Origin of the sequence: Nonomuraea sp. NPDC047529 (genome assembly GCF_040642995.1) — a bacterium.
Taxonomy (GTDB): domain Bacteria; phylum Actinomycetota; class Actinomycetes; order Streptosporangiales; family Streptosporangiaceae; genus Nonomuraea.
This window is the reverse complement of the sequence record NZ_JBEYTJ010000054.1, coordinates 47,123-61,730: the sequence shown is the minus strand read 5'-3', so window position 1 is coordinate 61,730 and position 14,608 is coordinate 47,123. Positions and strand designations below refer to the sequence as shown.

At 73.6% G+C, this 14,608-nt stretch carries 8 protein-coding genes; 6 read left to right on the top strand and 2 right to left on the bottom strand.

The features are described from left to right. The 3 genes from ABZ815_RS47390 to ABZ815_RS47380 all read left to right on the top strand — a co-directional run. Nucleotides 1-265, top strand: a 265-nt coding sequence (locus ABZ815_RS47390; RefSeq protein ID WP_357708507.1) for a hypothetical protein, incomplete at its 5' end; no start/stop codon positions are given. Between the two features lie 10 nt (nt 266-275). Next, nucleotides 276-632, top strand: coding sequence for a hypothetical protein (locus ABZ815_RS47385; protein ID WP_357708505.1), 357 nt, complete (start codon nt 276-278; stop codon nt 630-632). A 161-nt stretch (nt 633-793) separates the two neighbouring features. Continuing rightward, entirely contained in the window at nt 794-2,338 is a 1,545-nt protein-coding gene (locus ABZ815_RS47380; protein WP_357708503.1) for a serine/threonine-protein kinase, read from the top strand. Nucleotides 2,339-2,348: 10 nt separating this feature from the next. Here the strand turns inward: ABZ815_RS47380 and ABZ815_RS47375 are convergent, their stop codons facing one another. After that, on the bottom strand, nt 2,349-3,752 hold the full coding sequence (locus tag ABZ815_RS47375) for a PLP-dependent aminotransferase family protein (RefSeq protein WP_357708501.1): 1,404 nt from the start codon (nt 3,750-3,752) through the stop codon (nt 2,349-2,351). Between the two features lie 250 nt (nt 3,753-4,002). Here ABZ815_RS47375 and ABZ815_RS47370 point away from each other — a divergent pair, with 250 nt between their 5' ends. The 3 genes from ABZ815_RS47370 (at nt 4,003) to ABZ815_RS47360 (ending at nt 13,555) form a co-directional block, all read left to right on the top strand. Then, nucleotides 4,003-7,266 (top strand): LamG-like jellyroll fold domain-containing protein, encoded by a 3,264-nt coding sequence (locus ABZ815_RS47370; RefSeq protein ID WP_357708499.1) that lies wholly within the window; start codon nt 4,003-4,005, stop codon nt 7,264-7,266. 19 nt (nt 7,267-7,285) lie between these two features. Further along, nucleotides 7,286-13,093, top strand: a complete 5,808-nt coding sequence (locus ABZ815_RS47365) for an RHS repeat-associated core domain-containing protein (RefSeq protein WP_357708497.1) — start codon at nt 7,286-7,288, stop codon at nt 13,091-13,093. A gap of 267 nt (nt 13,094-13,360) precedes the next feature. Further along, nucleotides 13,361-13,555 (top strand): hypothetical protein, encoded by a 195-nt coding sequence (locus ABZ815_RS47360; protein WP_357708495.1) that lies wholly within the window; start codon nt 13,361-13,363, stop codon nt 13,553-13,555. A gap of 48 nt (nt 13,556-13,603) precedes the next feature. On the opposite strand, the gene ABZ815_RS47355 is transcribed toward ABZ815_RS47360, so the two are convergent. Next, nucleotides 13,604-14,605 (bottom strand): alpha/beta fold hydrolase, encoded by a 1,002-nt coding sequence (locus ABZ815_RS47355; protein WP_357708492.1) that lies wholly within the window; start codon nt 14,603-14,605, stop codon nt 13,604-13,606. Between the last annotated feature and the right edge of the window lie 3 nt (nt 14,606-14,608).

Here is a 14,608-nt window from a genome sequence, read left to right as displayed (position 1 = left end):
CCCGCGGCCGGCGGCCGGGCGCCCCGCGGCGCGGGTGCCCCGGCCGCCCCCCCACCGCCCGCGGGCGGGGGGGGCGGCTTCCCCCCCGCGGCCCCCGCCGCCCCCCGGCCCACGGGACCCCGCCCCGGGCGAGGCGGACGACCTGGCCTTCGCACTCACCGCGGCCGTCCTCGGCCTGCGCATGCGGGCCAGGGCGGGGACCGCGGGCACCGACATCGACCAGGCCGGCGCCGCCTTGGCCCGCCGGCTCGACCACCACACCTGAGGAGCACGACATGGCGAGGATCAGCATCGAAGAGCAGGCACTGGTCGTGGAGATCGAGGGCCTGGACAAGCTGTGGGCGCTGAAGAGCCGGCTGGTCATCCCGCTGGCCAACGTCCGCGGCGCCACCGCCGACCCGGGGATCGCCGCCGACCCCAAGGGGGTGCGCGCGCCCGGCGCCCACCTGCCCGGCGTCATCACGGCCGGCACCTTCCACCTCAACGGCGAGAAGGTCTTCTGGGACGTGCACGACGCCGCCAAGGCGGTGGTCATCGAGCTGGCCGACGAACGTTACGCCCGGCTCGTCATCGAGGTCGCCGACCCGCGCGCCGCCGTGGCACTCGTGGAGGAGGCCATCACCGTCCGCTGACCGCTGCGAGCACCCGCACCACAAACGATGTGGGACGAATACGGGACAGGCGCCGCACCCCCCACCGGGCCGACAATGACCCCACGCGACATGCCGGGGCGGGCTCGAAAGGCCGCCCCCGGGTCCACGCGGACGAACCCCGTACCGACCCTGGAGTCCCGATGGCCACGAAGTTCCCTCCCCTCTCCCCGGACGACCCGGCGTCGGTGGCCGGGTACCCGCTCCGCGCCCGGCTGGGGGAGGGCGGAATGGGCAAGGTCTACCTGTCCGTCTCGCCGGGCGGCCGCCTGCTGGCCTTGAAGATCGTCAAGTCCGAGTACGCCGCCGACCCGGAGTTCCGCCGCCGGTTCCGCCAGGAGGTCCAGGCGGCGCAGCGGGTGCAGGGCGCCTTCACCGCCCCCGTGGTGGACGCCGATCCCGACGCCGCCGTCCCCTGGCTGGCCACGGCCTACATCTGCGGCCCGTCCCTGCACCAGGCCGTGGCCGAGCACGGGCCGCTGCCGCTGCCGACCGTCTGGCGGCTGATCGCCGGTGTAGCCGAGGCGCTGGCCGGCATCCACGCGGCCGGGCTGGTCCACCGGGACCTCAAGCCCTCGAACGTGCTGCTGGCCGAGGACCGGCCCAAGGTGATCGACTTCGGCATCGCCCGCGCCGTGGACGCCACCTGCCTCACCCACACGGGCATGCGGGTCGGAACCCCGGCCTTCATGACCCCCGAACAGGTCAGGGGTCGGCCGGTGACTTCGGCCACGGACGTGTTCGCGCTGGGCCAGCTCGCCGTCTTCGCCGCCACGGGACGCCCCGCGTTCGGCGAGGGCCCGGCCGACGTGCTCTTCTACCGCATCACCAACGAGGACCCCGACCTGGGCGGATGCCCGCCCGCCCTGCACGGCCCGCTGGCCCGCTGCCTCAGCCGCGACCCGGCCGACCGGCCCGCCCCGGCGGAGATCGCCGCGCTCGCGGGGGCGAGGGGTGGCGGGGCGGCCGGTCCCTGGCTGCCTCCGGCGGTGGCGTCCACGTTGCACGCGTACGCGCCGCCGCCGGGGCCGGTGGCTCCGGTGCGGGTCTCGCCGACGCGTCCCGTCCGGGCCCGGAGGACGAGGGCGGCCCTGGCGCTCTGGACGGGCGCCGCCGCCGTCGCCGTGACCACGTCGGCCCTGGTGCTCTCCAGGCTTGCCGGCCCCGTCCCCACCCCCGTGACGACGACCCCGCCGCCGCCCGCCGTGACCGTCACGATCCCGGCCACCGCGCCCGTGAGGACCGCCGCCCCCGTGCCGTCCCCGACCCTGCCGGAGTACGAGAAGGAGTACGAGAACGTGCGTTTCACCCTCCCCGGCGGCCCGCCCTGCACCGAAGGCTCCCACTTCCAGGACGGCATCGACCTGACCCCCACCGGCCCCGAGGTGGGCGTCGACAGCAACGGCGACCTCGTCTACGACTGCTACACCGACGAGGTCCCCAAGCTCACCGTCTGGGACGTCACCGGCCAGGAGGCCCTCTTCGACGGCACCCCGGACCCGGCCGCCTGCGTGGACGCCGTGAACCTGAACCCGCTGGGATCCTCGCTGACCTTCGCCCACATGCGGGTCGGGATGGGCCTGTGCGTCGTCACCGACGACCACCAGGTCGTCCATCTCAAGCTGCTCCGCAAGTCCGCCGCCACGCACGCGCTGACCTGGTCGGCCACCGCCTGGGCCCGGGGCTAGACCAGAAGCGCTACCGGGACAGCCTGAGCGCGCGGTCCACCTCCGCGAGCCGCCGCACGGCCTCGGCCAGCTCCGCGTGATCGGCGGCGGCCGCGAAGCCGAGGCGGAGGAAGGCCGCCGGGACCTCGGTGGGGAAGTGGCGGCTCCCGGCGCCGACGGCGACGCCGGCATGGCGGGCGGCGTCGGCCACCACGGCGTCGTCGGCGCCGCCGGGCAGCCGGGCCCAAAGATGCAGCCCACCTGCGGGGACGCGGTCGAGGGTCCAGCCGGGAAGCTCGTCCACGACGGTGGCGGCCAGCGTCGTGCACCGCTCCAGCAACGCCGCCCCCAGCGACCGGACGTGCCGCTCCCACGCGGGCGAGTCGAGCAGGTCGAGCGCCGCCTCCTGCAGCGGGCGGGCCACGAGGAAGTCGTCGACCAGCCGGGCGGCGCGCAGGCGTGCCAGCACCGGGCCCCGGGCGGCCAGGGCGCCGACGCGCAGGCTCGGCGCGGCCGGCGCGGTGAGGGAGGACAGGTGCACGACGGTGCCGTCGCGGTCGTCGGCCAGCAGCGGCGGCGGCACCGGAACGCCGTGGCCGAGGAGCCGGGCGAGGTCGTCCTCGATCACGAACGCGCCCGCCGCGCGGGCCGTGTCGAGCACCTGCCGCCGACGCCCCGGGGCCAGCACCGCCCCGGTGGGGTCGTGGTAGGTCGGCCGGCAGTGGAGCAGGCGGGCGCGGGTCATGGCGAAGGCGTCGGCCAGCAGGCCGGGGTCGAGGCCGTCGGCGTCCGTCGGCACCGGCACCGGCCGCAGGCCCGCCGCCCTGGCGGCGGCGATCGCCCCCGCGCCGGTGGGCGACTCCATCAGGACGGGGTCGCCCGGCCCGGCGATCGCCCGGAACACCATGGACAGGGCGCTGCGCCCGCCGTCGGTGACCAGGATGTCGCCGGCGCCCACGCCGCCGCCCGCCATCGTGGCGAACACGCCGCGCAGGGCGGCCAGGCCGTCGGCCGGGGCGCGGTCCCAGGCGCCGGGGCGGCGGGCCGCGCGGGCCAGCGCCGCGGTCAGGACGCGGGTGGGCCGGAGCGACGGGTGCGGGGGGCCGCCGTCCAGCCGGATCGTGCCCTCGGGGACCACGCCGGCCAGGTCGCGGGTGTCCACGGTTCGGTCGGCGAGAGTGACGCTCTGCCACGCGGTGCCGGCGACGTCATCGCGCCGCCGCGTCCGGGCCGCGACGTACGTGCCGCTGCCGGGACGGGTGACCACCAGGCCCTCGGCGGTGAGCGCGGCGATCGCCCGCGCCACGGTGGCGGGGCCGACCTTGAAGCGCCGGATCAGCTCCCGGCTGCCCGGCAGGCGGTCGCCGGGCGACAGCCGGTCGATCATCGTACGCATCCTGGCCGTCAGCTCGGCCGAACTGCTACTGCCCGACATGAGAGAGGACAATAGTGCTTCCACTCCTGGGCGGACCCGCTTCTGGACCTCGCGGCCTGACGCGCCGACGCTCCGGGCGCCGCGCGACGGGTTCCGACGGCGACTTACGGCGGTTCCTTCCATACATGTCCCAACTTGTGGCGAAATTCGCCAGAAGATCTAGACGTACGGGATTACGCGGGTGACAATCCGTTCGTCAATCGAAGATCGCCTGGTCCCGCGCGGACCTCTGGTCGACATGCGAGGACCGATGCGGGTTGTGCGTGGGCTGGTCGCGGCCGTCTTGGCATTCACGATCCCGGCGGTGCCGCCCGCCGGCGCGGAGCCGCCGGAGGCAGGCGCGCCTCCGGCGGCGAGCGCGCCCCCCATGTCGGAGACGGCCGCCACCACGCTGGCCAGGCGTACCGGGAAACCGGTCGAGATCGAGTCGATGCGCAGCGAGACCCGCCAGGTCTTCGCCCGCCCGGACGGCACCTTCGCCCTCGAACTGAACGCCCGCCCCGTCCGCGTCCGCCAGGCCACCGGCTGGGTGCCCGTCGACACCACCCTGCGCCTGCGCCCCGACGGCGCGGTGGAGCCGGTCGCGACGGCGGCCGGGCTGACCTTCTCCGGCGGAGGCGGCGGGCCGCTCGCCCGCCTGTCGCGCGGCGGCAAGGCCCTGGAACTGGCCTGGCCGGGCACGCTGCCCACGCCCACCCTCGACGGCGACACCGCCACCTACCCCGAGGTGCTGCCGGGCGTGGACCTGCGGGTCACCGCCGACGTGGACGGGTTCTCCCACGTCCTGGTGGTCAAGACGCGGGCCGCCGCGAGCGCGCTGCCCGACCTGGACTTCCCGCTGTCGGTCAGCGGCCTGTCGCTCAGCTCCGACAAGGCGGGCAACCTGGAGGCGGTCGACCGCACCGGCGGCACGATCTTCATCGCGCCCACCCCCACGATGTGGGACTCGACGGGCGCCACCACCCAGGCCGCGGTCAAGGAGGGCCGCGCGCCCGAGGCCCGCCAGGCCACGATGGGCGTCTCGCTCGAAGGCAGGAAGCTGCGGCTGCGGCCGGACCGGGCGATGATGAACGACCCGAAGACGCGGTACCCGGTGTTCCTGGACCCGTACTTCTCGGCCGCCCGGGGCGCCTGGACCGCCGTGTGGAGCAACTGGCCCAGCTCCAACTACCTCAACTCCAGCGACGTCGCCCGCGTCGGTCACGTCAACTCGCAGACCAACCGCTCGTTCTTCCAGATGAACACCGGCTCCACGATCCACGGCAAGCAGATCATCAAGGGCACGCTGCGCACGTACGAGACGTGGTCCTACTCGTGCAGCGCCCGGCAGGTCGAGGCGTGGTCCACCAACACGATCAGCAAGAGCACCACCTGGAGCAACCAGCCCAAGTGGGTCAAGAAGCTCTCCACCGTGAACGTGGCCAAGGGCTGGGGCGCGTCCTGCCTGCCCGGCGGCGTCGAGTTCGACGTCACCTCGCAGGTCGCGGACGCCGCCGCCAACAAGTGGGCCAACATCACCGTCGGCCTCCGCGCCACCAGCGAGACCGACCAGTACGCCTGGAAGAAGTTCCGCAACAACCCGAGCCTGGTCATCGAGTACAACTCGCTGCCCGCCGACCCGGTGGCGGCCGACGCCTGGTCCGACCCGGGCGGCCCGTGCGTCTCCGGCGACGGCCGGCCGGTCATCAGCACCCCCACGCCCAAGCTCTGGGCCCGGCTCAAGGACGTCGACAACTCCGTCAGGGGCCGCTTCGAGTGGTACCGGGCCGACGGGACCAAGGCCGGGGAGTACCTGACCCCCGTGGGCTCGACCGGCACGGCCTTCTCCGCCCTCGTCCCGCAGAGCCTGTACGCCGACGGCGCGCTGCTCCGCTGGCGGGTCCGCGCCGAGGACGGCAAGGCCAACAGCGCGTGGAGCCCCTGGTGCGAGGCGACCGTGGACGCCACCGCCCCCGGCCGGGAGCCCGAGGTGTCCTCCGAACGGTTCACCGAGAACGCCTGGAGCGACGGAGTCGGCCTGGCCGGCGGGTTCACCTTCGCCCCCAACGGCGTCACCGACGTCGCCGCCTACGTCTACGGCCTGGACACCACCCCCAAGACCGAGGTCCCGCCCGCCCAGGACGGCACGGCCGCGATCACGCTCACCCCGCGCCACGACGGCCCGAACGTCCTGTCGGTGCGCAGCAAGGACCGCGCCGGACAACTCGGCCCGATCCGCACCTACGTCTTCAACGTCAACGCCGGACGGGGACCGGCCGGTCACTGGCCGCTGAACGAGGGCCAGGGCGCCACCGCCGCCGATGCCGCCGGCACCCACCCCGCCACCCTGTACGGCGCCACCTGGACCTCGGGCCGCACCGGCGGCGCGCTGAGGCTGGCCAACGCCTACGCCCAGACCGGCGGCCCGGTCGCCGACACCGGCCGCAACTTCGCCGTCAGCGCCTGGGTCCGGCTGACCGGCACCGCCGCCTCCGCCACCGCCGTCACCCAGGAGGGCGGCAGGACCGGCGCGTTCTCCCTGCAGTACAGCAAGGCCGACAACCGCTGGGCGCTGGCCGTCACGAGCGCCGACGCCGACGCGGCCACCACCGTGCGCGCGCTGTCGGCCGCCGCGCCCCGGCTGAACGAGTGGACCCACCTGACCGGCGTCTACGACTCGGCGGCCGGCCAGATCTCCCTCTACGTCAACGGCCGGGCGGAGTCCACGGTCGCCGTCCCCGCGCCGTGGAACGCCACCGGCCCGCTGACCATCGGCCGCGGCAGGACCGGCGGCGCGGCGGCCGACTTCTGGCCCGGCGACGTGGACGACGTGCGGCTCTACGGCCGGGCCATGTTCGCCGACGAGGTCGCCGACCTGGTCAACAGCGCCGCCACGCTGGTCGGCCACTGGAAGCTGGACGATGAGGGCGGGCTGTCGGCCGCCGACTCCTCGGGCCGCGCCACGCCCGCCACCCTGGCCGGCGCCGCCACCTGGACCGACGGCTGGCTGGACGGCGCCCTCGCCCTCGACGGCGCCACCGGCTACGCCCAGGCCGCCGGGCCCGCGGTCGCCACCGGCTCCGGCTACACCGTCGCCGTCTGGACCCAGCTCGACTACCTGCCCGCCAAGGACACCGCCGCCGTCGCCCAGCCGGGCGCCAGGGCGGCCGGGTTCCAGCTCGGCTTCGACAAGGAACAGGGGCGGTGGACCCTCGGCATGGCCGCCGCCGACACCGACACCGCCGCCCTCGTCCGCACCCGCTCCGACGCCATCCCCGCCCCGCTGGAATGGACGCACGTCGCCGGCGTGTACGACGCCCTCGCCGGCGAGCTGCGCGTCTACGTCAACGGCCGTCTGTCGGCCACCACCGTCACCCCCCACGTGAGCACCTGGACCGCCACCGGCCCCCTGCAACTGGGCCGGACGAAATCCGCGGGCGTCTTCACCGGCTACTGGCCGGGGACCGTCGACGACGTCCGCACCTATGACGGCGTACTCAGCGCCGAGCAGATAGCCCAGCTAGCCGCCCAGTAGCCCCTCCCTGGGAGAAACCGTGGACAGTGAGTTAGATCTGCCAGAGCCCAACTGGAATCGTTTTCAGCAACCCGCCGAGGAACCCGACGCCCCCGACCCCCGCTGGAACCGCTTCGAGGGCGCCAAGCCCGAGAGCGCCTGGCCGCGCAGGCTGGCGACCGTGCTCTCGGTCGTGCTCCTGGCGCCCATGGCGTACGCGTTGCCCGCCTCGGCCGCGCCCCGCAAGGCGCCCGCGGTGCAGAAGGAGACGCCGGTCAAGGGCGGGAAGGTGCCCGTCCTGCCGCCGCTCGCCGATCCCGCGGCCGAACAGGCGTGGAAGGCCCCGCCCGCGGTCGCCTGGCCCGCGCCGCGGACGGCCGAGCTGGGCGGCGGCGTCAGCACGCTGGCCGCCGGGTTCCCGGTGCGCCTGGCCCCCGCCGACAAGAGCGCCGACAAGAGCGCCGACAAGAGCGCCGACAAGGGCGTGGCCGCGGCCGACGCCACCCCGGTCAAGGTCGAGCTGCTCAAGACCGACCTGCTCGGCGTCGCGATGCGCGTGTCGCCCGGCCAGGGCGTCGCGGCGGCCAAGGCGTCCGGGAAGACCCGGCTGGAGGTCGACTACTCCGGCTTCCGCTACGCCTTCGGCGGCGACTACGGCGCCCGGCTGCGCATGGTCAAGCTCGACGAGTGCGCGCTCGACGCCAAGGCCACCGCCTGCGCCGCGCCGCAGCCGGTCAAGAGCGACAACGACGCCAAGGCCGGCACGCTGACCGCCGAGGTCGAGACCACCGGCCTGTACGCCGTGACCGCCGCCGCCTCCGGCCCGTCGGGCGACCACGCCGCCACCTCGCTGGCCCCCTCGGCGAGCTGGAGCGTCGGCAACCAGTCCGGCGACTTCTCCTGGAGCTACGACCTGCGCATGCCGCCCGCCCTGGGCGGCGACGAGCCCGACCTGTCCATCGACTACTCCTCCCAGAGCGTGGACGGCCGCACCGTCTCCACCAACAACCAGCCGTCCTGGGTGGGGGAGGGCTTCGACCTGAACCCCAGCGGCTACGTCGAACGCCGCTACAAGGCCTGCATGATCGACGGCAAGAAGACCGGCGACCTGTGCTGGGACCAGGACAACGCGACCCTGTCGCTCGGCAACTCCGCCGTCGAGCTGGTCAAGGACGCCACCACCAAGCAGTGGCGGCCCAAGCGCGACGACGGCACCCGCATCGAGTACCTCACCGGCGCCACGAACGGTGACAACAACGGCGAGTACTGGCGGGTCACGACCGCCGACGGCACCCAGTACACCTTCGGCCTGAACCGCCTGCCCGGCTGGGCGACCGGCAAGGCCGAGACCAAGTCGGTGCAGACCGTGCCGGTGTTCGGCAACAACAGCGGCGAGCCGTGCTACTCCAGCACCCCGGCCGACGCCTGGTGCCAGCAGGCCTACCGGTGGAACCTCGACTACGCGGTCGACACCCACGGCAACGCCACCACGTACTGGTACGAGAACGAGAAGAACTACTACGGCCGCAGCATGAAGCCCGAGCAGGGCACCGTGTACGTGCGCGGCGCCTACCTCACCCGCATCGACTACGGCTACCTGAGCAACGAGCTGTTCACCAAGGCCCCGGCCTCCCGGGTGGTCTTCGACGTGGCCGAGCGCTGCCTGCCGTCCGGCACCGTCACCTGCGCCGCCGACCAGCTCAAGAAGGAGACCGCGGCGTCCTGGCCGGACGTGCCGTTCGACCAGATCTGCGACTCCGGCGTCAAGTGCACCGACCGGCTGTCGCCGACGTTCTTCTCGCGCAAGCGCCTGGCCAAGGTCACCACGCAGATCCTGAACGCCTCCGGCCAGTACAGCCCGGTGGACTCCTGGACGCTGACCCACCAGTTCCCCGCCACCGGCGACGGCCTGAGCCCGTCGTTGTGGCTGGCCGCGGTCCAGCAGAGCGGCCACGTGGGCGGCACCCTCACCATGCCGAAGATCACCTTCAGCGGCGTGCAGCTGCCCAACCGGGTGGACGCCAACGAGGGACGCGCCCCGCTGGTCAAGTGGCGCGTGCAGGCCGTGAACAACGAGACCGGCGGCGAGCTGCGGATCAACTACGCCGCGGCCGACTGCAAGCCCGGCGACGTGCCGGCCGCGGCCGACAAGAACAACCGGCTGTGCTTCCCGCAGCGCTGGGCGCCGCCCGCCGAGGGCGAGGTCACCGACTGGTTCCACAAGTACGTCGTCACCCAGACCGTCGAGGTGGACCGCGTCGCCGGCTCGCCGAACGTGGTCACCGACTACGAGTACCTCGACGGCGGGGCCTGGCACTACGCCGACAACATCCTCGTCAAGCCCGAGCACCGCACCTGGTCGGAATGGCGCGGGTTCGGCCGCGTACGGGTCCGCGAGGGCGACGGCCAGGACACCAGGCGCACGCTCACCGAGTTCAGGTACTTCCGCGGCATGCACGGCGACAAGCAGGCCGACGGCTCCAAGCGCACCGCGCAGGTCGTCGACACCGAAGGCGGCAAGCTGGACGACCTCGACCAGCTCTCCGGCTTCGAACGGGAGGAGATCCTCTACGACGGCGACAGCGCCACGGTGCTGACCGCGACCGCCGAGGAGCCGTGGTCGCTCAAGACCGCCGAGTCCACGCAGGGCGGCGTCACCAAGACCGCGTACGTGGTCGAGCCCAAGTCGATGGTGACACGCACGGCGCTGGCGGCGGGCGCGTGGCGGCGTACCGGCGAGGAGCGCTCGTACGACGCCAAGGGCCTGCTCACCCAGGTGGAGGAGAAGGGCGACCTGGCCACCGCCGACGACGACCAGTGCACCCGCTACACCTACGCCCGCAACGACACCGCCTGGATGCTCGACTACGCCAGCAGGGTCCAGAAGGTCGCCGCGGGCTGCGGCACCGCCGTCTCGGCCCTGGCCGCCGGCGAGGTCATCTCCGACGAGCGGGTCCAGTACGACAACAAGGCCTACGGCCAGGCGCCCACCAAGGGCGACGTGACCACCGTCCAGCAGCTCGGCGCGGCCGACGGCTCGACGATCACCGACAGCGTCCACACCTACGACGTCTACGGCCGTGAGACCAGCGAGAGCGACCCGGCCGGGACGAAGTCCATCACCACCTACAGTCCGGCCACCGGCGCCCCGGCCACGGAGATCGTCGAGACCAACCAGCTCGGCCACGTCGAGCGCACCCTCATCGAGCCCGCCTGGGGCGAGCCCGTCGCCGAGATCGACGCCAACGGCCGGCGCGTCGACATGGAGCACGACGCGCTGGGCCGCCTGGTCAAGGTCTGGCAGCCGGACCGGAGCAAGGCCGCCGGCCAGTCGCCCAGCACCGAGTACGCCTACACCATGCGCACCGACGGCCCCAGCATCGTCACCACCAAGACGCTGCGCGCCGACGGCGGCTACACCACCAGCCACGAGCTGTACGACGGCCTGATGCGCGAACGCCAGACGCAGGAACCGGCCCCCCGCGACGACCAGACGCAGGACCCGGCGCTGCGCGACGGGCGCACCATCACCGACACCTACTACAACTCGCTCGGCGAGGTGAGCAAGTCCAACACCGGCTACTTCGCCACCGGCACGCCCGCCACCGAGCTGCTCGCGGTCGCCGACACCGACGTGCCCACCCAGGTCGTGTCGGTCTTCGACGGCGCGGGCGAGGTCAACGCCCAGATCCTCAAGGCCAAGGGCGTGGAGAAGTACCGGGTCTCGGCCACCCAGCAGGGCGACCGCGTCAACGTGACGCCGCCGCCCGGCGGCACCGCGACGACCCGCATCGGCGACGCCGACGACCGGCTCATCGAGCTGCGCCAGTACAAGGGCGCCACCCCGACGGGCGCGTACGAGTCCACCAAGTACACCTACGATCCGGCCGGGCGCCTGGCCACGGTGACCGACCCCGCGGGCAACGTGTGGCGGCACACCTACGACGTGCGCGGCCGGGAGACCAAGTCGGAGGACCCCGACAAGGGCGTCACCACGATGACGTACAACGACGCCGACGAGCTGGTCAGCACGACCGACGCCCGCGGCAAGACCCTCTGGTACGTCTACGACGACCTCGGACGCAAGAAGGAGCTGCGCGACGGCTCGGCCACCGGCACGCTGCTGGCCGAGTGGAAGTACGACGGGCTGGCCAAGGGCCACATGAACGCCACCATCCGGTACGCGGGCGGGCAGGCGTACAAGGCGGAGATCAACGCGATCGACTCCGACTACCGCAGCCTGCGCGAGACCGTGACCATCCCCGAGCGGGAGGGCAAGCTCGCCGGGTCGTACGTGCTCAACACCCGCTACACCCTCGACGACCAGGTGCAGTCGGTCAGCTTCCCGGCCGCGGGCGGGCTGGAGGCCGAGTCGGTGGTCTACTCCTACGACGAGCTCAGCCAGCCGACCAAGGTCACCGGGCTGTCGTCGTACGTGACCGCGACCCGCTACTCCAAGCTCGGCGATACCCTCCAGTACGAGCTGGGCTCCGGCGGCAAGAAGGCCTGGCTCACCTACACCCATGACGAGTCCACCCGCAGGCTGACCAGGATGAGGCTGGACCGGGAGGGCGCCGCCGCGACCGACCTCGACCTCAACTACTCCTACGACGCCGCCGGCAACATCACCAAGATCGCCGAGAAGGCGGGCGGCCGCGACACGCAGTGCTTCACCTACGACCACCTGCGCCGGATGAGCTCGGCGTGGACGGCCACGGACGACTGCGCGAGCGGCACGCCGGCCTCGGACAAGATCGGTGGCGTGGCCCCGTACGCGGTCAGCTACGCCTACGACGCCACCGGCAACCGGGTCAAGGAGACCAAGCCGGCCTGGGGCGGCGCGCCCGAGAGCGTGCGCACCTCCGTCTACCCGGCGGCCGGCGGCAAGCAGCCGCACGCGCTGCAGAGCGTCGGGGCCGACCTGTTCACCTACGACGAGACCGGCAACACCACCCGGCGCAAGGTCGGCACCTCCGACCAGGCCCTCGTCTGGGACGCCGAAGGCAACCTGGAGTCGGTCACGGAGGCGGGCAAGACGACGTCGTTCGTCTACGACGCCGACGGCGCCCGGCTGCTGCGCAAGACCCCCACGGACGCCACCTTGTACGTGGACGACATGGAGCTGCGCTTCGACTTCGCCAAGGACGCCGTCGAGCAGACCCGCTACTACACGATCAACGGCGAGCCGATCGCGGTCCGCACGCCCGACAACCAGGTCTACTTCCTGGCCGCCGACCACCAGGGCACCGCGCAGGCGGCCGTGAACGGCGGCACCGGGGAGCTGGCCGTACGGCGGATGACGCCGTTCGGCGAGGACCGGGGGTCGCCACCGCCATGGTGGCCGGGACAGCGGTCCTTCGTCGGCGGCACCAAGGACCCGACCGGGCTCGTCCACCTGGGCGCCCGCGAGTACGACCCGAAGAACGGCCGCTTCCTGTCGGTCGACCCCATCATCGACGAGGAGGACCCGCAGCAGCTCAACGCCTACGCCTACGCCAACAACAGCCCCGTCAGCATGAGCGACCCCGACGGCCAGCTGTTCTGGATCGTGGTCGGCATCGCGGCGCGGATCGCGGCGCGGATCATCGCCAGGAAGCTGGCGCAGGCGGCGGCCCGGCGGGCGGCGCTCGCGGCGGCGCGGGCGGCGGCGCGGCGCGCGGCCATCGCGGCGGCCAAGCGGCGGGCGGCGGCGCTGGCCAGGAAGAAGGCGCTGGAGGCGGCCAAGAAGAAGGCCGCGGCGGCGGCCAAACGCAGGGCACTGGCCGCAGCCAAGAAGAAGGCGGCGGAGAAGGCCAGGAAGGCGGCCGCCGCGGCGGGCAAGCGACGGGGCGCCGCGGGGGGCAGGTGAGAGGGGCCCAAGAAGGCCGCCGAGGCGGCGGCCAAGCGACGGGCCACGGAAGCCGCCAGGGCGCGCAACCGCTACCGGGCGGCCCAGGCCCGGCGCGCCCAGGCCGCGCGCCGACCGGCGAGCCGGCCGACCAGCCACAGGGCGGTCCAACGCCAGTCGCCGCCGAAGGCCACCAGACAGCCGGCGCAGCCGAGACCCAGCCACGTCTACCGGAACGACGGCACCAGGCAGCCGACCCAGTCCTACTCCGTCTACCGTGACGGCAAGATGTACCCGGACGGGCCGCCGCCGCCCAGCCTGACCAGGCCCGGCGGCTCGGGGCAGGCTGAGAAGCAGATCTTCAGACCGGAGAAGATCGAGCCGGAGAACACCCGGACGGGCACGATCGCCGAGACCGGCGCGCGCGTCACCCGTTGGATCGACCAGAGCGGCCTGGACGACTTCCTGGGCGGCCTGTTCTGACCCCGGGCCCTGGGCGCGCGGACCGCATCCGGCCCTCGCGCCCAGGGCTCACCCCGCCGTCGCGGCCCGCGGCCCGTCGTGGGCCGAGGCGAAGGCGAGCAGGGACGCAGCCGTCCGGGTCGGGTCCTCCAGCATGGGGGAGTGCCCGGTCCCGGGCAGCAGTTCGACGGTCGCGCCAGGGACCGTCCGGTAGTCGGCGGCCGAGGACGAGCGCCATCTCCGGTCGTCCTGGCCGAAGAGCACCAGCAGCGGCTTGCCGAGCCCGGCCAGCCGGCCGGGCAGCGGGCGCTGCCGCAGATACTCCTCCGCGGCCTTCGAGGTCGTGGTGAGCGAGTGGTAGGTGAGGCCGCGCACGTCGTCCACGAGCTGCGGCGGGATCCGGTAGCCGGGGCGGCTGAACGCGGTCTCCAGCCCCCGCAGAAGAAGGCCGTCGGTGCGGAACCGCCACAGCGCCTGCCCCACGACGGGGACGAACAGCAACTCGCCGACGAACCCGTCGGAGATGAAGGCGTCCAGGCGGGGCCCGGAGTCGACGAGGGCGAGCGCGGTCACCAGGTCGCCGCGTTGCTCGGCGAGCGCGGTGGCGACCGAGCCGCCGGTGGAATGACCGGCCACGACCGCGTGCCGCACGCCGAGCCGGTCCAGCGCCGCGCCGACCCGCCGTCCCTGCTCGGCGATCGTGTAGCCGCCGCCGGCCGGTTTGGCCGACCGGCCGTGCCCGAGCAGGTCGATGCGGATGACGCGGTGCGACCGTGCCAGCGCCGGGACCACCTGGTCCCACCAGCGGGTCGATCCGGCCAGGCCGTGGATCAGCACGAGCGCCGGGGCGTCCGCGGGGCCGTCCTGGCGGACGTACAGGCCGCCGCCGTCGAGGGGCACGATCGACTCGCCCGCGGCCTCCTGTCTCGACACCACCAGCGCGTTCACCAGGAGCAGCACGGCCACCGCGAGCAGCACGGCGGCCACGACGGAACGGCGCCGCCGGCGGCCTCCCGCGCGCCGCCCGCCCGTCCGGGCGGCGGGGGAGTGGACCTGTTGGGAAGTCATCATGGC